The 21,390-nt window shown below is 44.6% G+C and carries 18 protein-coding genes; 9 read left to right on the top strand and 9 right to left on the bottom strand.

All coding sequences use genetic code 11. The features are described from left to right. Window positions 1-120 precede the first annotated feature (120 nt). Window positions 121-1,593 (top strand): RNA polymerase factor sigma-54, encoded by a 1,473-nt coding sequence (gene rpoN, locus Q3W13_RS02715; protein ID WP_302861155.1) that lies wholly within the window; start codon window positions 121-123, stop codon window positions 1,591-1,593. A 60-nt stretch (window positions 1,594-1,653) separates the two neighbouring features. Here rpoN and Q3W13_RS02710 read toward each other — a convergent pair whose 3' ends face one another. The 6 genes from Q3W13_RS02710 to Q3W13_RS02685 all read right to left on the bottom strand — a co-directional run bounded on the left by Q3W13_RS02710 (window position 1,654) and on the right by Q3W13_RS02685 (window position 9,485). Continuing rightward, on the bottom strand, window positions 1,654-2,670 hold the full coding sequence (locus Q3W13_RS02710) for a type IX secretion system membrane protein PorP/SprF (RefSeq protein ID WP_302861154.1): 1,017 nt from the start codon (window positions 2,668-2,670) through the stop codon (window positions 1,654-1,656). Between the two features lie 328 nt (window positions 2,671-2,998). Further along, entirely contained in the window at window positions 2,999-3,703 is a 705-nt protein-coding gene (locus Q3W13_RS02705) for an NUDIX domain-containing protein (protein ID WP_302861153.1), read from the bottom strand. Window positions 3,704-3,835: 132 nt separating this feature from the next. After that, window positions 3,836-5,605, bottom strand: coding sequence for an ABC transporter ATP-binding protein (locus Q3W13_RS02700; protein WP_302861150.1), 1,770 nt, complete (start codon window positions 5,603-5,605; stop codon window positions 3,836-3,838). Continuing rightward, window positions 5,586-7,337 (bottom strand): ABC transporter ATP-binding protein, encoded by a 1,752-nt coding sequence (locus Q3W13_RS02695; protein WP_302861149.1) that lies wholly within the window; start codon window positions 7,335-7,337, stop codon window positions 5,586-5,588. The genes Q3W13_RS02700 and Q3W13_RS02695 overlap by 20 nt, the downstream gene beginning before the upstream one ends. A gap of 90 nt (window positions 7,338-7,427) precedes the next feature. Next, on the bottom strand, window positions 7,428-7,910 hold the full coding sequence (locus Q3W13_RS02690) for a DinB family protein (protein ID WP_302861148.1): 483 nt from the start codon (window positions 7,908-7,910) through the stop codon (window positions 7,428-7,430). 129 nt (window positions 7,911-8,039) lie between these two features. Then, window positions 8,040-9,485, bottom strand: a complete 1,446-nt coding sequence (locus Q3W13_RS02685) for a PLP-dependent aminotransferase family protein (RefSeq protein WP_302861146.1) — start codon at window positions 9,483-9,485, stop codon at window positions 8,040-8,042. A 155-nt stretch (window positions 9,486-9,640) separates the two neighbouring features. On the opposite strand from Q3W13_RS02685, the gene Q3W13_RS02680 reads away from it, so the two are divergent. The 6 genes from Q3W13_RS02680 (at window position 9,641) to Q3W13_RS02655 (ending at window position 17,393) form a co-directional block, all read left to right on the top strand. After that, on the top strand, window positions 9,641-11,143 hold the full coding sequence (locus Q3W13_RS02680; protein ID WP_302861144.1) for a pyridoxal-dependent decarboxylase: 1,503 nt from the start codon (window positions 9,641-9,643) through the stop codon (window positions 11,141-11,143). Window positions 11,144-11,154: 11 nt separating this feature from the next. Next, a complete protein-coding gene (locus Q3W13_RS02675; RefSeq protein WP_302861143.1) occupies window positions 11,155-11,760 on the top strand; it encodes a GNAT family N-acetyltransferase in 606 nt (201 codons plus the stop codon). A 149-nt stretch (window positions 11,761-11,909) separates the two neighbouring features. Further along, window positions 11,910-13,262, top strand: coding sequence for an acetylxylan esterase (locus Q3W13_RS02670; protein WP_302861142.1), 1,353 nt, complete (start codon window positions 11,910-11,912; stop codon window positions 13,260-13,262). 172 nt (window positions 13,263-13,434) lie between these two features. Continuing rightward, on the top strand, window positions 13,435-14,124 hold the full coding sequence (locus tag Q3W13_RS02665) for an ABC transporter ATP-binding protein (protein ID WP_302861140.1): 690 nt from the start codon (window positions 13,435-13,437) through the stop codon (window positions 14,122-14,124). A 2-nt stretch (window positions 14,125-14,126) separates the two neighbouring features. Further along, entirely contained in the window at window positions 14,127-16,682 is a 2,556-nt protein-coding gene (locus Q3W13_RS02660; protein WP_302861138.1) for an ABC transporter permease, read from the top strand. A 27-nt stretch (window positions 16,683-16,709) separates the two neighbouring features. After that, the gene (locus Q3W13_RS02655; protein ID WP_302861135.1) at window positions 16,710-17,393 is read left to right on the top strand and encodes an arylesterase; all 684 of its coding nucleotides are present in this window, start codon (window positions 16,710-16,712) and stop codon (window positions 17,391-17,393) included. Between the two features lie 81 nt (window positions 17,394-17,474). On the opposite strand, the gene Q3W13_RS02650 is transcribed toward Q3W13_RS02655, so the two are convergent. Next, window positions 17,475-18,221, bottom strand: a complete 747-nt coding sequence (locus Q3W13_RS02650) for a peptidoglycan-binding protein (RefSeq protein WP_302861133.1) — start codon at window positions 18,219-18,221, stop codon at window positions 17,475-17,477. Between the two features lie 219 nt (window positions 18,222-18,440). On the opposite strand from Q3W13_RS02650, the gene Q3W13_RS02645 reads away from it, so the two are divergent. Both Q3W13_RS02645 and Q3W13_RS02640 read left to right on the top strand, forming a co-directional pair. After that, entirely contained in the window at window positions 18,441-18,665 is a 225-nt protein-coding gene (locus Q3W13_RS02645; RefSeq protein ID WP_302861132.1) for a CDGSH iron-sulfur domain-containing protein, read from the top strand. A 73-nt stretch (window positions 18,666-18,738) separates the two neighbouring features. Next, the gene (locus tag Q3W13_RS02640; protein WP_302861129.1) at window positions 18,739-19,560 is read left to right on the top strand and encodes an alpha/beta fold hydrolase; all 822 of its coding nucleotides are present in this window, start codon (window positions 18,739-18,741) and stop codon (window positions 19,558-19,560) included. A gap of 7 nt (window positions 19,561-19,567) precedes the next feature. Here Q3W13_RS02640 and Q3W13_RS02635 read toward each other — a convergent pair whose 3' ends face one another. Together Q3W13_RS02635 and Q3W13_RS02630 are read right to left on the bottom strand one after the other, a co-directional pair. Then, window positions 19,568-20,584, bottom strand: a complete 1,017-nt coding sequence (locus tag Q3W13_RS02635; RefSeq protein ID WP_302861127.1) for a zinc-binding alcohol dehydrogenase family protein — start codon at window positions 20,582-20,584, stop codon at window positions 19,568-19,570. Between the two features lie 126 nt (window positions 20,585-20,710). Then, window positions 20,711-21,370, bottom strand: a complete 660-nt coding sequence (locus Q3W13_RS02630; RefSeq protein WP_302861126.1) for a bifunctional 4-hydroxy-2-oxoglutarate aldolase/2-dehydro-3-deoxy-phosphogluconate aldolase — start codon at window positions 21,368-21,370, stop codon at window positions 20,711-20,713. Window positions 21,371-21,390: the final 20 nt, after the last annotated feature.

Raw genomic sequence — 21,390 nt, 5'->3', positions numbered from 1 at the left:
GTTTTTTTGGCTGGCGCCAAACAATTAACCTGCTTTTGGCTTTTACAACTTGGTCGCCGCCTGCATCAACTTATTTTAAAGTTAAATGTAATTGATGTATTTTTGACCCTGATCTAATTTATGCTTAAACAAAATCTTCAACAGAAACTATTACAGAAGCTCTCGCCGCAGCAGATACAATTTATAAAGTTGCTGCAGGTGCCCACCGTGTCGTTAGATACCCGCATTAAGGAAGAACTGGAGGAAAACCCGGCACTTGAAGATTTAAGCCTCACTAATTTAAATGAGCCTGAAGAGCAATATCCTGACCGCGACCCTGAAGATGATAATTACAGCGGGGATGAGGAAAAAGGCGAGCTGGATGAATTTAATATCGACGATTATTTACAGGAAGATAACGTAAACGAGTATGGATCGAGGTATGATCAAAACGGAGACGATGAGGATGACCGAAAGGAAATACCGATAGCCGTCCAAAGTTCATTTTTCGAAAGCCTCCAGCAGCAATTAGACCTGTTACCCCTGTCAGACAAAGATTTTATGATAGGTAAACAGATAATAGGCAGCCTGGATGACGATGGATACCTGCGCCGTCCAATCCCTTCGCTTACCGACGATCTTGCCTTTTCGCAGAACGTTTTTGCAGAAGATGAAGAGGTTGAGGATATGCTGAAGGTAATACAGGGCTTTGATCCTCCCGGAGTGGGTGCGCGTACCCTGCAGGAATGCCTGCTGATACAACTGCGAAAAAAAGAAGCAGACCCAATTGTAAAAAAAGCCATACTGGTGGTGGAGCATTACCTGGATGAATTTACCCGTAAACATTACGATAAGCTCGAAAAATCGCTGAACATGTCTTCGTCTGAATTAAAGGCGGTTGTAAATGAAATTCTGAAGCTTAACCCCAAGCCTGGCGACTCAAACGAGATAAACACCAAGCAAATGCAGGTTATTCCTGATTTCCATATCACGAATAATGATGGCATACTGATATTGACGCTGAATTCAAAAAACGCCCCCGAACTAAAGGTAAGCCGCTCATACCAGGAGATGTTTGAACATTATGATAAGGCGTCGCAAAAGGACAAAAAACTGAAAGAAGCGGTGCAGTTTGTTAAGCAAAAGCTCGATTCAGCAAAGTGGTTTATCGATGCCATCAAGCAGCGCCAGCAAACCCTGCTAAAAACCATGAACGCTATCATGCAGTATCAGTATGAGTTTTTCCTTACCGGCGATGATAAAAACCTGAAGCCAATGATCTTAAAAGATATTGCCGACAGGATCAATATGGATATTTCCACCGTATCCCGCGTGGCCAATTCAAAGTATGTTCAAACTGAGTTTGGCACGTTCCTGCTTAAGTCCTTCTTCTCGGAGGCGATCCAGACCGAAAGCGGTGAAGAAGTATCCAATAAAGAGGTTAAGAAAATACTGGAAGAACATATTGGCAAAGAAGACAAGCGTCATCCGCTGGCCGATGAAAAACTTACGGAGATACTGAAAGATGCCGGGTACAATATAGCACGGCGTACAGTAGCTAAATACCGCGAACAGATGAATATACCTGTTGCAAGGTTGAGGAAGGAACTTTAAGAAAAGTTGGCAGTTTTCAGTGGACAATTGGCAGTAAAAGTCTTACCTGCTACTGCAATTTCAAAACTGGTGCTGCGGACAGGTAACCTTATACCTGTTGTTAAGTAGAATGCCTATTACAATTTCGTGGGTGCCGTTGCTGACAGTATTCAATGCCGACGTAGTGATGTCGTAAGAATAGCCGACATTTACAAATGAACTAACGTTGATGCCGGCCAGGACGCCGAATGAATCGCCGTGACGATATGAGCCGCCAAACCAGAACTTATCACTGAAAGAAAACTTGCCATTTAAATCATAAGTTACCGGTAAAGGACGGATCACTTTTATTAAGAACGAAGGAAGGAATGTGATCTCATCCGTCATGAATACCTTCACACCGGCTGTTAAAAAATATTGAGGAACGGTTTTGCTTTGATTGTATGAACGGTCTGTGCTGAAGTAAAGATTTTGTGGTATCAGCTGCTGTACGGAAGCCCCCACATAATAATTAGACGAATACAGCCAGGCGCCAATTGCCAGGTCAGGTTTCCACTGGCTGTTATTACCATTGCTTATAGCAGGATCGAGGGGATTTTCAAGCGTTATGAGTGCAGTGTTCAGGCTGATATGGTTGAAGCCCGCCGAAGCGCCAACTGCCAGGTTTAAATTTGCTGCAAGGCCCAGGTGATAGGCGTAGCTTAAATCGAAAGTTGTTTGATTGATCGGACCTGCCTGGTCGCTCACAATTGATGCGCCAATGCCATGATGGGGTTCAGCGGCCATGTAATTTTGCGTATACAGCCTGCTTGATGGATTTATGCCGCCATTTGCCGGAAATGCCGTTGCATCCCCATTTAAAAATTCCTGGCCCAACGGAGCGTTTACTGTCAGATAGCTGGTTACGGGTGCGCCCTGCAAACCGGTCCATTGGCTTCGATATCCGGCCTTAACGTCGGTATAGTTTTCGATCCCCGCTACAGCCGGGTTTAGCAGGAAATTATTAAATACATATTGCGTGTACTGCGGCTTTTGCTGGGCCCATACCAATTGTAAGCAAGCAATAAAAACGAACAATAAGTATAAAATTCTTTTCATTAAGTAATGCCCCTTGTGATTACTCCGTAATTGCTACCAACTCACTTAAAATAAAGTTATTGTTTTATCAGTTGGCTGAACCTGCGAGCAGGTTCAAATCAAGCCGCTGCAGTAAATATATCAATGTACGAATATAGCTTTTCTTACCACGCCTTGTATGCATATTATTTTAATTTTTAATTAACCATATCCTTTGAATTAGAGGATTACGTTTAAAATATGTTATGGAGTTGCCTGATTAATAGTTTCAAAGATAATGACGAGTAAGGCGGGTTGTTCTTTGATAAACCGTCTCTTTAATAAGTCATTCTTCGCCGGAGTCCTGATCTTAAAAAAACTTATCCGGATTCGGCACTAAATTCAAAAACCGCTCAAAATTTTCGGCATAATGCGATTGGTCGAGTTGGTAATAAAACGCTCCTTTTTTCGATGATAGCTTATCTTTTTCGTTTAGCTTAACTAAAAGACCTGTTGATAATAGCTTACGGCTAAAGTTACGGTCGTCGAACGTAGTATCGTAAACGCCTTCATAAAGCGCCTGTAACTGAGGAATAGTAAACTTCTCGGGCAATAGCTGAAATAATATTGGATGCAGTGCAGCTTTGTAACGTAATTGGCGCTGGGCCAGTTTAACCATTTCCGCGTGATCGAAAATAAGGTCGGGCATCTCGTTTAGTAAAAACCATTCGGCATGATACTCATCACTGATTTGTTGTTCATATTGATGAATGTCGATAAGAGCGAAATAGGCTATGGAAAGTGTACGTTCTACCGGGTCGCGGTCGGGCTTGCCGAATACATGAAATTGTTCCATGTAAACGTTTTTTAGACCGGTACGCAGTTCCAATACGCGGTTGGCGGCATCGTCCGGGCTTTCTGAAGGTTGTATGAAACCGCCCATCAGGCTCCATTTATTTTTTTCCGGTTCGATATTGCGCTGTACCAGCAATAATTTTAGGTTCCATCCGTCAAACCCGAATATTATACAATCTGTAGCGACTAATATTCGTTTCTGACCAATATATCTCTGCATAATAGGTTATAAGTTTATTTACAAGTGTAGGGATTTTTTCGGAGATGTTGGAAATAAGTTGGCAGTTTGAAGTTAGCAGTTGGCAGTAAATAATAGCATAGCTAACTACTGCAAACTGCTTACCGCCAACTGCTAACTTGTTCTCTTCCCTTTCAACAACATCCTCATTGCATCATCTAATGAGCCTGCGCGGGTAACCTCGCCGGAGTTGACGAAAAAGATTTCGTCTGCGTTTTCGATCGTATTAAGCCTGTGGGCAATAATAACACGTGTAGTCGTTTCCGGCAGCTTATTTAAAATGTCGCCCAGTAATTTTTCAGTTATCGTATCAATGTTAGCGGTGGCCTCATCAAGTATAAGCAGCTCGGGTTTGCGTAACACAGCGCGCATAAAGGCCACCAGCTGTTTTTGGCCGAGGCTTATGCTGTCGCCGCCCGAAGTTACCTTAGTGTCCAGTCCGTTTTCAAAGCTGGCCAGCAGAGTACCGAGGTTAGCCTCACGTATTACCTGTTCCAGTTGTTCGTTAGTATGGCTTACATAAAGCTCGTTACCATACAATATATTTTCGCGAACAGTACCTGTAAATAAAAAGGGCTCCTGCAAAATAAAACCTATTTTCCTGGTTCCTTCAACCGGGTCAAAACTGCGGATATCAGCGCCATTCAGTAGTACTGCACCCTTTCGGGGATCGTATAAGCGCGCGATCAACGACGCCGTAGTTGTCTTACCGCCACCGGTAGGGCCTACTAATGCATAAGTTTTTCCCTGTTCCAGTTTAAAATTTATATTATGCAATATCTCCTTGTCATCCGTATAACCAAAATACACATTCCTGAATTCCAGCAAGGGTGCATTATCCTCAGGCGCCGTTTCCGGTAAACTAAGCAAATCGGTATTTAAGGCAAGTATGTGTGCAATCCTGTCCCAGCCCGCCATTGCGGTTTGAAAACCGGTCCATAATGCAGCCAGCTGACGCAATGGATTGTAGAAATTATTTGCGTAGGATACAAAACTCACCGTTACAAGGCCAATCCCTATTTCGCCCTTCGAAAACAGGTAAATACCATAGGCAAACACGATTATCTGTGCGAAACTCGACAATAAAGCATATACCGGAACGTAGGAGTTATTAGCTACACCCGCGGCTATAGCAGTTTTATAATTTTCGCGGTTGGCTTCATCAAAGCGTTTGCGAAAATAGTCGCGGCGATTAAAAGCAATAATTACCCTGAAATTATTGAGGCTTTCCTGTATTTCGGCACTCATTCCGCCAACGCTTTTAAGATTTTTGGCATTTTTGGTTTTTACCCATGCCGAGGTAATGCTGGTAAAAAGCAAAATTAACACGGCAGGTATCAATGTTGCTGAGCCAAGCTTGATATTTACCGACAATAAAAATATCCCTGCGCCCGTCATGGTGGCAATGCTTCCGATAAACTGCATCAGCTGTTGCGAAAAAAATTGGTTCAGCTTGTCGGTATCGTTATTTACACGGGATATCAGATCGCCGGCCTTGTTTTGATTAAAAAAGCCCACGGGCAATATCTGCAGCTTATTAAAAATTGCGTTGCGCAATGTAAACAGCATGCGCTGCCCTACCCCGCCCATTACTAAAGTTTGCACATAGCTCGACGCGAAGGATACCAGGTACAGGCAAAACAGTATGCCGCAGTTTACTAATACCCCTTGGTAGTTTTTATGCGCAACGAAAATATACTTATCAATTGTTTCGCCTATAATCAGCGGCCCGCAGAGGTTTATACCGGATGTTATTAAAATAGCTGTTAATGCCAGCCATAAGTTCCGCTTTTCGTGTGAAATCAACTCCAGCAATTTTTTAAGCGACGACCAGGTCGAGCTTCTCGGCGCTTTTGCCTGGAGGTCATTTAGATTGTAGTTCATAGTTGCTGGTGCTTTGTTGCGAGTTATATATCTGTATGTATTCGGGGCTTGTTTTCATCAGGTCTTTATGCTTGCCTGATGCAATTATTTCGCCCTCCATCAATAAAATAATCTGGTCATAATCTTCAACCGAAGCTATCTTTTGCGTTACCGAAAGCAGCGTCAATCCGGGATAATTATCATGAACGTTAGCCAGTATCTTTTTTTCGGTATTGGTATCTACACGTGCAGTAAAATCATCCAGCAATAAAACCTTCGGGTTAATTGCCAGTGCTCTTGCCAGCATGATACGTTGCTTCTGCCCGCCAGACAAACTTGAACCCCGTTCAGAGACCACAGTGCTTAACTTATCCGGAAGACTATCCACAAACTCATGCAGTTCGGCGGTAGCAATTGCCTTTTGGAGCGATTCGTCCGTCACCGTATCGCTGAAGGCAATGTTTTCGCGTATGCTCATATTAAAGATAATGCTATCCTGGAAAACAAATCCCACCTGGCTATGAAACGCCTCACTGTTATATTCATCGATGGTTTTTCCATCAAACAGAATAGTACCTGCTGTTGGTTTAATAAGCCCGGTAAGCAAATAAAGCAATTGCGTTTTGCCGGCAGCCGTCGGCCCCAGTATGGCAATCTTTGAACCCGCCCTGATATCGATAGATATATCTTTCAAAACTGGTTTTTGGCCATACAAAAGTGATACGTCCTTCAATTGAATATTACCTGCTATAGTATCGGTTATCGTGCCGGTTTCAATATGATCAGGGGCATTTAGCACGTTGTTTATTCTTGCATACGATGCAGTTGCAGCAGCTATAACGTTGCTCATGAAGCCGATGACCAGGATAGGGAATATCAGCTGAGCCAGGTAACTGTTAAAAGCGCCAAAATCCCCCAGGGTCATGGCGCCGTTGATAACAAAATGGCCGCCCAAAGCTAAAATGCTCAGCATTGCAATGTTGGCCGAAAAGGTAATTACCGGTATTAATCCTGCAAATAGCCGCAAAATCGACATGCCGAAATCTTTTGCCCGGGTATTGGCTTGCAAAAATTTATCGAATTCCAGTTGTTGCGAATTGATAACACGTATCAGTGCGGCGCCCAGGATGCTTTCATTAATAACTTTGTTAAGCCAGTCGATAACCTCACGGGCTTTCATAAATAAAGCCCGCACGCGTTTAAGCACATAAAAAAACGTGCCGCCAATAATAGGGATGATAGCAATTACGCATAAGGCCAGTTTCCAGTTAATGGTAAGCAGTAAAATACTGGCGCCAATGATAATAAACGCCGACGAAATGATGGATGCCAGCGCCTGGGATACAAATAGCTTTATAGAATCAACATCGGCAGTAAGATTGGTTAACAATTTAGCCGGGTTTGCATCTTCCACAAAAGCATAGCTCTGACGCGATATTTTGTCGGACAGGCGCGTGCGCAGGTCCCGGGCCACCTTTTCTGAGGTATAAGTTTGTATAATGCTTTGCAGGAATGAGCAAATAAATATGAATACCACTGCAGCCGAAAATTTGATAATTACGGGCGAGCTGTTAAAGCCCGCGTGCCGCATCATACTTCGGATATAGTCATCAATGCCATGGGCGATAATTTTTGGCAGCCACAAGTTTGCGCTGTTGCTGAAGATGGCAAAGGCAATCAGCATAAATACCAACCCTGAGTACGGCTTTAGCAAACTAAAAACGCTGGGCTGCTTCGGTTTAACGTCTGGCATGGAGGAAGTGGTTAGTCTCGGTAATAATGGATTGCAAAAATAGCAATGTAATGTTATTTAACCATTAGACGATTAACCTGCGGCAACATTTTAACGCGATGGCTGAAATTGCCTTACCGTGTGCGTCATCTGGAAAATTGCGAAAAGGTGATGAGCCTCATGCAGCAGGAAGAATTCCGTCCAATCGACGATGGCTAATTTACCGAATTTGGGATGAACGCCGGTACGGTCAAGCTTGTCCGGGGGTAACTTGGTTACCAGATTGTATATGATTTCGCGGTCGTGGTTGATTTTTTTTAGCAGCTCGAAAGTTGTAAAGGCGCAATATATCTCGAAACCATCGTCGCGGTCAGCATCATATCTTTCAAATTCAGGATTATCCATCATCAGTATTTTACGAATACGGTCGATAAACACGGGCTGGTATTTAGCAAGATGGGCGATCTGCTCATGGATACTCCACTTTCCTTTAATTATATGCTGTTGTATCTGCCTGTCGTTAAGCGGCATTATGATAGACGTAATAGTACGATGCTGGTCTTTTAAACGATGTGTAAGCGACGACTGAATCATATTCTCCTTTTTACGAAATAATCTTTAAGATGGTTGTGTTGAAAAATAGAATCAAGGGGTCAGAACCGAAAGTAAGGACAGGAGGGATTGACTATTAACATGGTTTTTGAATCCTGGCCTTCTGCTCTCTTACCCGCCTGCCAATCCTCCCAGTATTTTCAGGCACTTATCAATCTCATCATCAAAAGGGATACCGAAGCTTATTCTTATAAAATTGGTAAACCGGCTATCGGTACTATAAATCTGTCCGGGCGAAATGCTGATATTATAGGTCATGGCCTTTTTATAAATGTCAAAGGCATCAATGCTTTTATCCAGTTCAATCCACAATACAAAACCGCCCTGTGGCCGGCTTACTTTTACGTTTTTTGGAAAATATTCCGCTATGGCTTGCGTGTAACGCATGCATTGCGTGTGGAGAGCTTTTCGCAGGTTACGCATGTGTAAATCATAACGTCCGGTCTCAAAAAAATGACCGATAGCGGCTTGCGTCGGTGAGGCTGACGAGAGTGTGTACATTAGCTTTAAGTTGATAATCTGCGCCTTAAACCGGCCTGGTATGCACCATCCTACCCGGTAACCCGGTGCAAGCGTTTTTGATACTGATGAGCAAAGCATTACCAGGCCCTCCCTATCATAGCTTTTGCAGGTGCGCGGCCTTGTTTTCCCGAAGTACATCTCCCCATAAATATCATCTTCTATCAACGGTACCTGGTAAGCGGCCAGTAATTCAACCATGGCTTTCTTACGCTCGTTGCTCATGCAATAACCCAACGGATTACTAAAGGATGGTACAAAAAGGCAGGCTTTGATGTGATTTCGCGTCAAAGAAACGGATAAAAAATCAAGGTCAACACCATCAACCGGGTCTGTGGGTATTTCTAATATGTTCAGACCAAGACTTTGAACGGTTGTAAAGATGCCGAAATATGCCGGGCTCTCAATAGCCACTGTATCGCCGGGATTTGTTACAGCACGAAGACACAGCACCAACGCCTCCATACAGCCCTGCGTGGTCACTACGTCGTCGGGAGAGATATTCCCGCCCCAGTTAAAGGCATGCCTGGCGATATGCTTTCGAAGATTAAAATTACCTTGGGGTTCATCATAGCTTACGCAGCTATTGTTGCTCAAGCGGATAGCCTCCATCATAGATTTATTAAGCTTGGCTTGCGGCAGCAAACTTAACCCCGGCCCAGCCATGGACAATTTGATTAAACCATCCGGCGAAAACGTGCGGTAAACCGTAGCCACCAGTTCATCCAGGCTTAGCTTTTTAGAATCGGCAACCTCCACGTTCATACCGGGCTGGCTGAACGATTTTGCGGGTGTATAACGCACATAATAACCCGATTTTGGTCTTGCCTCAATTAAGCCCTTAATTTCAAGTTGCACGTAGGCTTTATATGCAGTGCTCAGGCTGATACCTTGCTCCTGGCTTAACGAGCGTACCGATGGCAGCCTTTCGCCTGTTTTTAATATTTGCTTCTGTATTTGGCTGCTCAGCCTGTCGGCGATTTGCATGTATAAAAAGTCATCGTCGCGACTGGTGGTTGGGGCTATCGGCTCACGCATTCTAATTTTAGCAATAATCGGGTTAATAATTATCTGCAGGATTGCATTCTTTGCTATCTGATAAATAGAACCACAATCTGTTATGCACAAAAATAACAAATCTGAATCTGTTTTATTTAAAAATAATCACTCATTTTTGCTTTATAAATAACGATATGAACTCAATCAATACACAACCTGAAACAGGCCTTGATCCCAAGGACTGGAACACTATCAGATCTTTAGGCTACCAGATCATAGACGACATGGTAGACTATCTTTCAAACATTAATGACCGCCCGGTATGGACGCCTATACCGCAAACCGTTAAGGACGAGTTTAAAAAACCGCTGCCGCAAAACGGCTCTGATATTTTCCAGGTGTACGAGGAGTTTAAAAAAAATATCATGCCCTATCCGGGTGGTAATATTCACCCTAAACATTTTGCCTGGGTGCAGGGCACGGGCACAGCAATGGGCGCATTTGCCGATTTACTATGTGGTGTGATGAATAACAACAACACCATTGCCGACCAAAGCGCTATGTATGTTGATACACAGGTGGTAAATTGGTGCAAGCAGATAATAAACTATCCGGATGAAGGCAGCGGTATACTCGTAAGCGGCGCCTCCATTGCTAATATTACAGCGCTTATAGTTGCACGCAATACCATGGTTGCCAATGCCAAATATGCGGGCGTATATGCTGCTGCCGGTAAGCTAACCGCTTATTGCAGTGCCGAAACGCACAATTGCCTCGGCAAGGCTGCAGAAGTTATCGGCATCGGCAGTGATCAGCTCAGAAAGATACCGGTAAAGGAAAGTTTTGAGATAGATATAGTCGCACTAAAAGAGAAAATTGCCGAAGATAAAGCTAATGGTTTCCTTCCCTTTTGTATCATTGGCAATGCGGGCACAGTAAACACCGGCGCTATCGACCCGCTGGATGAATTATTACAAATCGCGCGGAAAGAAAATTTATGGTTTCACATCGACGGGGCGTTTGGCGCGCTGGCTAAGCTGGTTCCGGCTTATCAGCAAAAATTAAAAGCCGTTGAACAGGCCGATAGCGTGGCCTACGACCTGCATAAATGGATGTATGTGCAATATGAAGTTGCCTGCGTATTATTTAAGGATGCTGCTGCGCACCGTTCTGCTTTCGCCAATGCGGTAAGCTACCTGCTGGCACACGAACGCGGTCTGGCTGCCGGGCCCGAAACAACATCCAATTATGGCATGGAACTTTCCCGCAGCTTTAAGGCCCTAAAGGTTTGGATGAGCCTGAAAGAGCATGGTATCGATAAGTATAAACAAATGATCGCTCAGAATATTAACCAGGCACTTTACCTGGGCGAACAGATTCAGCAAGATTCAAAACTTGAGCTGCTTACACCTGTGACAATGAATATAGTATGTTTTCGATTTAATCCCGGGAACCTCGATAATGAACAATTAAACTTGTTGAACAAGGAATTGCTGATGCGCATGCACGAGGCCGGTATCGCAGCCCCGTCTTACACCGTATTAAATGGGAAATATGCCATCCGTGCCGCTATCACCAATCATCGTACACGGCTTCATCACCTGGACGAGATGGTTGCCGGAGCCGTTAAAACCGGTGAGGACCTGATGAAAGAGCATGAAGCCAACCTGTTTAAATTCTATTACCTTACCAAATAATGATTTACCAAATGACCCTGAATTACGATTTAAACGCCGGCTATGTACTGGAAAATGAACGCGTATTACTAAGACCATTATTAGAAAGCGACTATAAAAACCTGTTGCCCTACGCCCTTAACGAACCGGATACCTGGATATATTCATACCGCAGTGCGCGAGGTGAGGATGGCATGCGGCAATATATTAAAGATGCGCTGGACAACCGGGCTGCAGGTAAAGATTATGCATTTATAGTTTATGACAAGCTATCGCAATGCTATGCCGGAAGTACCCGGTTTTATGATATTTTACCAAACTGGCAAACAGTTCAGCTGGGTTACACCTGGTACGGCGAGCGATTCAGAGGCACCGGACTAAATAAACATTGCAAATTCTTAATGCTTCAATTTGCCTTTGAAACACTGAACGCCTTGCGGGTTGAATTCAGGGCCGATGCGAGGAATGAGCGCAGTATTGCTGCTATGAAAAGCATTGGCTGTGTACCTGAAGGCATATTACGCAACAATATGCCATTGCAGGAAGGCGGCCGGCGGGATTCAATAGTTTTAAGCATCCTGAAAGAAGAATGGGAGAACACAGTTAAAGACCTGATAAAAAGCAAAATGCTGCGCTAAATTAAGTGTGGAAATATCTACCCAAACTATTAGTCAATATTTGAAATAAAGAGCAAATTCCACGCAGCTTTTCCGCCGAAAGAGCGCGTTATCAGCAAACAGGGAATATTCCCGCCGCTGGCACCAATGTTGCCCTTATTAGTGTGGGTATGAAAAAATTCTACATCTTAGTTACAAGTTTTGCGGTGTTGTATTTTGTTGCTGGTGGCAATAGGACACTTGCACAAAATACCAGGCCAGTTATCGCCAATAATGTGAGCGATGATCAGGATAGCAATGAAACCGGCGAAGTAAGTACCATATTGACACCCCATAGCAAGGACGCTATTTTCGACAAAACAGCGTCGTACACGTTCCAGGTTAAAAACACTTACAATAAAACACAATCAGGCAAAATATCTTATATTATTACTGATCAGTTTAATAAACTCCTCCGTTCCGACTCCATTAGCGTTAACGTTGCAAAAGGCAGTGTCAGCAATTTTGATTTTAACCTGCCCGAAATGAAAAGCGGCTTTTATAAGGTTAATTTCATGATCAACGTGAGCGATTACGATGATACTACCCGTCGCGTGTTCGGTATCCGCCCTGATGAAATACGTTCGCAATATGAAAAGCCCGGAGACTTTGACAAGTTCTGGGAGAATACGAAAGCACAATTGGCCAAAGTAAAGCCAGAATATAAAATAACTGAAAAACCGGAGCTGGCAAAAGAAGGCAGAAAAGTATTTCTAATCGAGATGAAATCTCTTGGCCATAAAACGGTTTATGCCTGGTTAACGGAGCCGGATCATCGTCAAAAACACCAGACCTTCCCGGTACTGATCATGCTGCCCGGTTACCAGGCAACGAATAAGCCACTGCTCGGCAAAGAATATGACATGGCGTTCGTAAGCCTTGATCCGCGCGGGCAAGGGTTGAGTAAAAAGAATTTCGACATTCGCAGGGAAGACTATATTGTAGATGGCCTGGAAGATAAAGATAAATACATTATGCGCGGCGTTATTATGGATTGCCTCCGGGTAGTTGATTTTGTTTTCTCGCGACCTGAACTAAGCCACAACCGGGTAGCAGTTACCGGCGGCAGTATGGGCGGTTACTTGGCGATTACAACAGCCGCGCTCGATAAACGCGTCACCATTTGTGCCCCTCAAAATCCTTTTTTAAGTGACGTAGGCAACATGAACAACGGTGCTGTGGAGTGGCCGATAATGCATATGAAAAAATACACGACCGTTATACCCGACCTTACTTTCGGAAAAGTACTGAATAACCTGGCATATTACGATACCAAGAACTTTGCCGGCCTGATAAACTGTCCTGTAATAATGGGTATCGGCCTGCTCGATCCATTTGTACCGCCCAATAATTCGTATGCGGTGTTTAACAATATCAAATCGAAAAAGAAATTATTTGTATTCAAAGACCTTGGCCATGAGGTTGGCGACAAATACTATCGCTATGAGACGGCATATACCAGGGACTTGTTTGGATTATTCTGAGGTTAGATTTGAAATTGAATACATCAGTTCCGGAATAGTTTTAAGTGATTATTTTTGGTAGCCATTGCGGATTTGCGATGGCTATTTTTTTGATTTCTAATCCAAATGTCATGGTTTGCTGTTAAGTAGTAACAATGGCTGTAATTATTTATCTTACAGGAAAGATCAATCCGTGGAAAACATACTCAACGTATCAAATCTCACAAAAACCTATAGCAGCGCCGGTAAAACCCTAACCGTGCTTGATAACATAAACTTTTCGGTAGCCGCCGGCTCCACAAACGCCATCGTTGGGCCGTCCGGCAGTGGTAAAACCACTCTGCTTGGCCTTTGCGCCGGGCTTGACAGGGCGAGTGCCGGGAGCGTCGAGTTAAATAATATCAACTTAGGTAAGTTATCTGAAGATCAGCTGGCGCAGGTACGCAATCAATATATCGGCTTTATTTTTCAAAACTTCCAGCTGCTTCCAACATTAACAGCCTTGGAGAATATAATGGTTCCCCTCGAGCTGCGGGGAGAGAAGAATATCCGTGCAAGGGCTCTGGATTTGCTGGATAAAGTTGGCCTGGCTGATCGTGGGCACCATTACCCAACGCAGCTATCCGGCGGCGAGCAACAGCGTGTTTCGCTGGCACGCGCCTTTTCAAATGCACCGCAGATTTTATTTGCCGACGAGCCTACCGGTAACCTTGATGCAGAGACCAGCGAAAAAGTCGTAAAATTATTATTCGACCTGAATAAGGAAGCCGGTACCACATTGGTTGTGGTAACCCACGACCTGGAACTTGCTGCTAAAACCCAGCGTATACTCCGGATAAAAGGCGGTAAACTGGTTGGTGATGATTTAACCGTTAACAGTTAACCATGGAAAACACGCCCCTAATAACCAAACGCAAATTAAGCGTTCGCTGGCTGTTTGACATGGCCCGCCGCGACAGCCGTAAAAACCGGTCGAGGTTGCTGCTTTTTATTTCCGCAATTATATTTGGTATAGCGGCTTTGGTTGCTATTTACTCTTTCAGATATAATCTTCAAAAAGATGTGGATTCGCAGGCTGCAACGCTGATCGGTGCAGATTTAATGGTACAGGGCAGCCACCCGCCCGATGCTTCAATTAAGCCGTTGCTTGATTCTTTAGGCGGCTCAAAATCCGAAGAACGCAGTTTCCCTTCAATGGTGTATTTTCCGGTGAGCAAAGGGACAAGGCTGGTACAGGTTCGTGCCCTAAAAGGACAATATCCGTACTATGGCAGCCTGGAAACAGAGCCAGTACAAGCCGGACAATCCTTCCGAAGCAGAAAAGCAGCATTGGTAGATAAAGTACTCGCTCTGCAATTTAACGTGCATGTAAACGATTCGGTAAAGGTGGGCGAGGTTACGTTCCTGGTGGCAGGCATACTGGACAAAGCACCGGGGCAAACCGGCATATCTTCCGGCGTTGCCCCCGTTGTATATATCCCGCTGCAATATTTAGAACAAACCGGCTTGCAAAAAAAGGGCAGCCGCATTAATTATAGCTACTATTACAAACTCGATAAATCGGTTAATGTACTCAAACTGGTAAAATCAATCGAACCCAAACTTGACAAGGCCGAAATGAACATCGAAACCATTGAGAGCCGCAAAGAAAGCACCGGCCGCTCCTTTGGGGATTTAACCCGGTTCCTCTCGTTGGTTGGTTTCATCGCCTTATTGCTGGGATGCGTGGGCGTAGCGAGCGCTATCCATATTTATATCCGCGAAAAGATTGCCTCTATTGCGATTATGCGCTGTTTAGGCGTAAAAGCGTCTGAAGCCTTTTTGATCTACCTGATACAAATTATTGGTATCGGAATTATAGGTTCGGTTATCGGCGCCGCGCTGGGTACTGTTATACAAAACGTACTGCCAATGGTGATGAAGGATTTCCTGCCGCTAATGATATCGACAGATATTTCGTGGCTGGCTATTGGCCAGGGCGTGTTACTGGGCATTATTATCTCCGTGCTGTTTGCGTTACTGCCGCTCATCTCCATCCGCAATATATCGCCGTTGAATACCCTGCGCATTAATTACGACGAAGTAAACCTGGTGCGCGACCCTTTACGCTGGCTGGTTTATCTGCTGATCATAGGCTTCATTATTACGTTTACGTATTTTCAACTGGATAGCTGGATGGCCAGCGTGTTTTTTACTATTGGCATCGCCATAGCATTTTTAATATTGGCCTTTACAGCATGGCTGCTCATGCGGCTGATGCGGGCATTTATCAAAAGCACCTGGGGCTATTTGTTCCGCCAGGGCTTTGCTAACCTCTACCGGCCAAATAATCAAACCATTATTTTGATTACATCGATCGGTTTAAGCACTGCTTTTATTTGCACGCTGTTTTTTATCCAGAATATTTTAATGGCGCAGGTGAAGCTGTCGTCAAGCGGCAACCAGTCGAATATGATTTTATTCGATATTCAAACAAGTCAGCAAAAAGGCCTAGCAGAGTTAACCAAACAGCAGCACCTTCCCGTTATACAGCAGGTGCCGATAGTAGCCGTGCGCCTTATAAAGATCAATGGCAAAACCGAGGCTGATGTTAAAAAAGATACTTCTATAAAAATCCCCGTCCGCGCCTTTACCTGGGAATATCGCGTTACCTACCGCGATTCATTAAGCGCTACAGAGAAATTACTTAAAGGCAATTGGGTGGGTAAAGCAGGCGACGCCAAAGAAATACCCGTCTCTATTGAAGACAACTTTTCAAGGCGTAATAATGTGCACGTAGGCGACCACCTTGTATTTAACGTGCAGGGTGTTCAAATGCCTGCCATTGTCAGCAGTGTGCGCCAGGTAAACTGGAACAAAATACAAACCAACTTTCAGATTGTATTCCCTACTGGTGTGCTTGAAGATGCGCCGCAGTTTCATGTACTGCTTACGCATGTGCCGTCAGCAAAAGTATCTGCCCGGTACCAGCAGGCGGTTGTACGCCAGTTTCCCAATGTATCTATTATCGATTTAGGGTTGGTGTTGAACGTTATCGACGGTCTGCTGGATAAAATCGGTTATGTCATCCGCTTTATGAGCGCTTTCAGCATTATTACCGGCGTTGTGGTACTGATCGCATCCGTCCGTATCAGCAAATACCAGCGTATACAGGAAAGCGTGCTGTTACGCACGCTTGGCGCAAGCCGCAAACAAATATTTACCATTACTGCACTTGAATACCTATTTTTAGGCATGCTTTCTGCATTAACCGGCATTGTGATTGCAGCAGGCGGGAGTTGGTTATTAGCCCGGTTTAGTTTTGAGATCCCTTTTAATATCGATGTATTGCCGGCAATTGTATTGTTTGTAATTATTTCGGTATTGACAGTGGTTATCGGATTATTAAACAGCCGCGGGGTATTGAACAGGCCGCCGCTGGAAATATTGAGGGGAAATTAGAAAGGATTAAGGTGAAAGGTTAAAGAAATGCATAAATTAAAAATATCAAGCATTACATTATTAATATTGGTACTTGCCGCTTGTGGCGGCAAAAAGACGCAACCTGCGGGTGATACTACTGCGAATACCACTAAAACCGATTCGAATACCACAGAAAAAACAATTCTATTTTTTGGCGACAGCCTTACCGCCGGCTATGGCCTTGATGATCCGTCACAAGCTTACCCCGGCGTAGTACAAAATAAAATTGATTCTGCTAAACTGCCATATAAGATGGTCAACGCCGGTGTCAGCGGTGAAACTACAGCTGGCGGCAAAGCCCGCATCGGCTGGATATTAAGGCAAAAAATAGACGTTTTTGTATTGGAGCTTGGCGCCAATGATGGCTTGCGCGGCATACCGGCCACCGAGACCGCAAAAAATCTGCAGGATATTGTAGATGCTGTCAAAGCGAAGTACCCAAATGCTAAATTAGTGCTATTGGGCATGCAGGTACCGCCAAACATGGGCGCTACTTACGCCAACAGTTTCAAGGATGTATTTCCTCAGCTGGCGTCAAAAAATAACATGACCTTTATGCCCTTTCTGTTAAAGGATGTGGGCGGCGTGCCTAAGCTGAATCAGAAGGATGGTATACATCCAACAGCCGGGGGAGCCAGGATTGTGGGTAACAACGTGTGGCGGGTGCTGCGGGAAGTGCTTGTAAAATAGGATCAGCCGCCAAGACTCAGGTTAGAAACCCGGGCTTTCTTGCCCCGATCTCTGGCTCTTGTCCATTGGCTCTGCTCCCCTTCACTCAAACTGTATAAAACCGGTATTAATAGAATCGATAAACCTTCCGGTGCGCCTGAAAACGCCGATAGAGCCGTCCGCACTGTCGATACAGATATTCCCTTCGATAGTAGTAAGCAACCCGTTTTCATTCCGTTCAACAAAGCCGGCATGCCCTTGTCCGCCGCCGGTGGCGATGATAAAAACCTGGCCGGGTAATACCAGCGAAGTATTCACCTTAGCGTCGTGACAGGTAAGTATCTTGCCGCGCGATTTGCGCCATCCCGACAGCACGTCGCCTGTTTTAAAAACCGGGTTGGCAACTTTAAGTTTCGTACAGGCCTCCTCAAAACACCAATAAACAAAAGCCATGGACCAGGGCTTGCCTTTAGCTGCCGCGGATGCATCTAAATACTTATCGATTGGATTAGTACCACTTTTTGTATCAGTTACGCCGATTTCGGCAGCAGCAATTTCCAATACTGTTCTTAAAAGTTTATTGGGCGCGTTTATTATTGCCTTATTACTTTTTGCGCCGAATAATACAGCCCAGGTAATGGGGCCAACAATGCCGTCTGCGTCCAGTGGGCGTCCGTAAACATCGTTAAAACGGGTTTGAAAGAGCATTACCGCGTTAAAGGTATCTGTATTATAATCGCCGCTTATCTTAACAGGGCCGCAGCCTTTTTTATTTAATTGGTGTTGAATAGCCTTCACGCTGGCTTCGTCAACAGTGTCTTGCTGGATAGTATGACCGGGGTAATTCATGACTAACTTTAGGTAAATGTGTAATTGGTTATAAGGTTCAAGTATTGATGAGGCGAAAAAAAGCCTTTTTCATGTATATTAGACGCATTTCAAACGATATTGTGACGTAAAAAATTAAAAAAAATTGTGAATAGCTATTAATTAGAATCCGTCTATATAAGCATCTGCTTAAGGCAGACCAACAAACGTTAATTACCTTCGCAGAAAATTGAAATATTTATGGAAAAAACCAGACTTACAATAAACAGCAACGGCTCAGTAAAAGTTGACGGCGACTTCGAGATTGTAGATGCACAGGGTAATCAATATGGCTTACAGGGCCGTACGGTAGTATCTATCTGCCGCTGCGGCCGCTCGGCTAATAAGCCGTTTTGCGATGGATCGCACAAAGGGCATTTTGAGCATAATGCCGTAGCGTTCGACTTGCCTCCAAAGAAAGTTTAACCATTCTTAAACCATAATTAAACTTACAAAGTCTTTGGGACTTTGTAAGTTTGCTCGTTCAAAACATCTTCTCATGCCAGTTGTAACAGCAAATAATATCCAGCTATATTACGAAGTAAGCGGCGAAGGCGAAGCCGTACTGCTAATGCATGGACATCCATTCGACCACACGATGTGGAACCCGCAGATAGCTGTATTTTCCCGGTATTATAAGGTTGTCGCCCCTGATTTAAGGGGCTATGGTAAAAGCAGCCTTCCGTCTTCCGGCATCACGCGTTTTGAAGACTATGCTACCGACGCGCTTGCATTGATGGATGAACTGAAAATACAAAATTTTCATGTTGCCGGGCTATCACAGGGCGGGCAGTTTATTATGGAGATATTCCGCCAGGCGCCGCATAGGGTAAAAAGCCTGATTTTTTGCGACACATTTGCCAGCCTGGATACACCTGAAGCCAAACAAGCCCGGTATGCTGCTGCCGAACGCATGGAAAGCGAAGGTATGGGTGGTTACGCCAATGAGTCTATCCACAAAATGATTAAAGCCGACCATGTGCAATCAATGCCTGCAGTTGCAGAGCTTGTGATGAATATGATGCTCCACACCTCTCCTGCCGCTGCAGCTACTGCCATGCGCGCCCGCTGCGAGCGCATAGATTACCTGCACAAGGTATTGCCTGATATTGATATTCCTGCCCTGATTATTGTCGGTCGCCAGGATGAATTTACGCCGGTAGCCAAAGCCCAAGAGATACAGCAAAATGTTCAGGGCAGTAAGCTGGTAATAATTGAAGATGCCGGCCACATGCCCAATTTAGAGCACCCGGATGAGTTTAACAAAATCGTACTTGGCTTTCTGGAAAGAATAAGCCACCGGCAGGGGAGCCCGCTTTGAACCAGTCTTAGTCCATTGTTACCATCGCCTTGATCACCCCTGTCTCCGGTTTCAGCCAGCTTTCAAATTTATTGGCAACCTCATCAAACCCAACTTTATGGGTAATGTAGTTTTTAGGATTAATGTGCCCGTTATTCAGGCAATGAATTACATATTCAAAATCTTCGCGGGTAGCATTGCGGCTGCTCATCAATGTGGCTTCGCGTTTGTGAAATTCGGGGTGACTAAAAGTTATATCACCTTTCTGTAGGCCGATCAGCACATACCTGCCGCCATGGGCCATGTACTGAAAACCATTGTTGATGGCTTTTTGACTGCCGGTTGCGTCAATCACGACAGTTGGCATATCACCGCCAGTTATTTGCTTTATCCGTTCTACTGAATTTTCTGTAGCGGCATTCACAGTATGTTCTATGCGCATATGGTGCTGGCAGTGCAATAACCTGCCTGCATTTACATCCATAGCAATCACTTTAGCGCCCGTGGTACGGGCAAGCTCTATAGCACCAAGCCCAATCGGCCCCGCGCCTATTACTAACACAAATTCACCTTTCTGCACCCCGGCCCTCCGCACACCATGCGCGCCAATCGCCAGCGGCTCAATCAATGCCAGTTCGTCATAGCTTAAGTCCTCACCTTTTACAAGGCTGGACGAGGGAACTGAAATATACTCAGCCATTCCTCCATCAATGTGCACGCCAAATACCTTTATATTAACACAGCAATTCGGTTTGCCGTTACGACAAGCGACACAGCTTCCGCAATTGAAATATGGGATGATAGTTACCCGGTCACCCTCTGCAAAACCTGGGGCATCGTCAAAATCAATCAGCTCGCCGGCCAGTTCATGGCCCAATATCCGCGGATATTCAAAATAGGGCTGTGTGCCCTCGAAGGCATGCAGATCGGTACCGCAGATGCCCACACGTTTAATCTTAATTATGGAATATCCCTTTTGCAGGATTGGCTTATCAGCTTCCTGATATTCAAAATGACCTGGTGTGGTGCAAACTAATGTTTTCATAAATCTTAATTGAAGATTATACCACCGTCTTTTCATTACTGGTGGCGAGTGTGCGTCAAGAACCAGCGAGACTACTGTTCAGCCATAGTATTAGCCTGGGCTCATTAAATAATTGAGGTTGGTTTATCACATGGCAGCTTTTACCAGCTCAACCGCTTTAAGGGTATCAGCATGCAACTGGTCGTATTGCCGTTTGTCCATTATTTTTTTGCTGATCAGCTTGCTGCCCATACCCACGGCACAGGCTCCCGCGTGAAACCAGCCACTGATATTTTTCGCCTCTAATTCCACACCTCCGGTTGGCATAAATAACTGACCGGGGAATAATTCTCTTATTGAGCTGATAAAACCAGGGCCGACAACATTTGCGGGGAAAATCTTTATCAAATCGGCCCCGTTTTTCTGGGCTAAATAAATTTCAGTCGGAGTCATACATCCTGGTATCCACAATAACTTATGCTTGTGAGCAACCTTACCCACCTCCGGGTTAACAATGGGGGCTACGATAAAATCGGCGCCTATATCGATAAAAGCCTCGGCGTCCGAAACGTTTTTCACCGTCCCAATTCCAAAATAAAGTTCAGGCATTTCGCGGTTAACTACCTTTTTTATAGCCTTAAAATTGTCCAGAGCCTCCTTACCACGGTTGGTATATTCAATTGCCCGTATACCGGCAGTATACAGGGTGCGTACTATTTCAAGGCTTACCACGGCATCCTCGTAAAAAAACAGCGGCAGCATACCTTGAGACAATATACTGCTCAACACAGCTTTTTTTATTTTCATGATATAGTAATAGTCAATTA

Origin of the sequence: Mucilaginibacter sp. L3T2-6, assembly GCF_030519355.1 — a bacterium.
Lineage (GTDB): Bacteria > Bacteroidota > Bacteroidia > Sphingobacteriales > Sphingobacteriaceae > Mucilaginibacter.
This window is presented reverse-complemented; position numbering and strand designations above follow the sequence as displayed.

What these genes read in the sequence shown, in the direction of transcription:
- rpoN (WP_302861155.1), top strand. Translation starts at nt 121, where the DNA reads ATGCTTAAACAAAATCTTCAACAGAAACTATTACAGAAGCTCTCGCCG.
- Q3W13_RS02710 (WP_302861154.1), bottom strand. Translation starts at nt 2,670, where the DNA reads ATGAAAAGAATTTTATACTTATTGTTCGTTTTTATTGCTTGCTTACAA.
- Q3W13_RS02705 (WP_302861153.1), bottom strand. Translation starts at nt 3,703, where the DNA reads ATGCAGAGATATATTGGTCAGAAACGAATATTAGTCGCTACAGATTGT.
- Q3W13_RS02700 (WP_302861150.1), bottom strand. Translation starts at nt 5,605, where the DNA reads ATGAACTACAATCTAAATGACCTCCAGGCAAAAGCGCCGAGAAGCTCG.
- Q3W13_RS02695 (WP_302861149.1), bottom strand. Translation starts at nt 7,337, where the DNA reads ATGCCAGACGTTAAACCGAAGCAGCCCAGCGTTTTTAGTTTGCTAAAG.
- Q3W13_RS02690 (WP_302861148.1), bottom strand. Translation starts at nt 7,910, where the DNA reads ATGATTCAGTCGTCGCTTACACATCGTTTAAAAGACCAGCATCGTACT.
- Q3W13_RS02685 (WP_302861146.1), bottom strand. Translation starts at nt 9,485, where the DNA reads ATGCGTGAGCCGATAGCCCCAACCACCAGTCGCGACGATGACTTTTTA.
- Q3W13_RS02680 (WP_302861144.1), top strand. Translation starts at nt 9,641, where the DNA reads ATGAACTCAATCAATACACAACCTGAAACAGGCCTTGATCCCAAGGAC.
- Q3W13_RS02675 (WP_302861143.1), top strand. Translation starts at nt 11,155, where the DNA reads ATGACCCTGAATTACGATTTAAACGCCGGCTATGTACTGGAAAATGAA.
- Q3W13_RS02670 (WP_302861142.1), top strand. Translation starts at nt 11,910, where the DNA reads ATGAAAAAATTCTACATCTTAGTTACAAGTTTTGCGGTGTTGTATTTT.
- Q3W13_RS02660 (WP_302861138.1), top strand. Translation starts at nt 14,127, where the DNA reads ATGGAAAACACGCCCCTAATAACCAAACGCAAATTAAGCGTTCGCTGG.
- Q3W13_RS02655 (WP_302861135.1), top strand. Translation starts at nt 16,710, where the DNA reads ATGCATAAATTAAAAATATCAAGCATTACATTATTAATATTGGTACTT.
- Q3W13_RS02650 (WP_302861133.1), bottom strand. Translation starts at nt 18,221, where the DNA reads ATGAATTACCCCGGTCATACTATCCAGCAAGACACTGTTGACGAAGCC.
- Q3W13_RS02645 (WP_302861132.1), top strand. Translation starts at nt 18,441, where the DNA reads ATGGAAAAAACCAGACTTACAATAAACAGCAACGGCTCAGTAAAAGTT.
- Q3W13_RS02640 (WP_302861129.1), top strand. Translation starts at nt 18,739, where the DNA reads ATGCCAGTTGTAACAGCAAATAATATCCAGCTATATTACGAAGTAAGC.
- Q3W13_RS02635 (WP_302861127.1), bottom strand. Translation starts at nt 20,584, where the DNA reads ATGAAAACATTAGTTTGCACCACACCAGGTCATTTTGAATATCAGGAA.
- Q3W13_RS02630 (WP_302861126.1), bottom strand. Translation starts at nt 21,370, where the DNA reads ATGAAAATAAAAAAAGCTGTGTTGAGCAGTATATTGTCTCAAGGTATG.